This is a genomic window from Neisseria sp. HMSC064D07 (genome assembly GCF_001837185.1).
GTDB classification, from domain to species: domain Bacteria; phylum Pseudomonadota; class Gammaproteobacteria; order Burkholderiales; family Neisseriaceae; genus Neisseria; species Neisseria flavescens_C.
The window spans coordinates 7293-7628 of the sequence record NZ_KV831702.1 but is presented as its reverse complement, the minus strand read 5'-3'; the positions used below and the strand labels follow the sequence as shown (position 1 = coordinate 7628).

Here is a 336-nt window from a genome sequence, read left to right as displayed (position 1 = left end):
TCTGCATGACGGCTTCGCCCGTGTAGTCGGCGACATGGGCGATTCGGCGGCAGGTATGCCCGCCTTCGCGCGTCAGGTGCAGGTCGTTATGATTCCGATCGAACGCCACGCCCTGCGCCAGCAGCCATTCGATTGCCGGTTTGCCCTGCGATAAGATGGTACGGACGGCGGCTTCGTCGCACAAACCTGCGCCCGCTTCCAAAGTATCGACGACGTGTTTTTCGATATCGTCCTCTCCCGACCACGCCACCGCAATCCCGCCTTGCGCATGACGGCTGGCGGTGTCGTCCAGCCGGTTTTTGCACAAAATGACGATGCGGAACGACTCAGGCAGCG

At 61.6% G+C, this 336-nt stretch carries 1 protein-coding gene; it reads right to left on the bottom strand.

Annotated elements, in window-relative coordinates; translation table 11 throughout:
* Window positions 1-336: FAD-binding protein (locus HMPREF2608_RS08285; RefSeq protein WP_141761484.1), on the bottom strand; the 336-nt coding region annotated here is incomplete at both ends.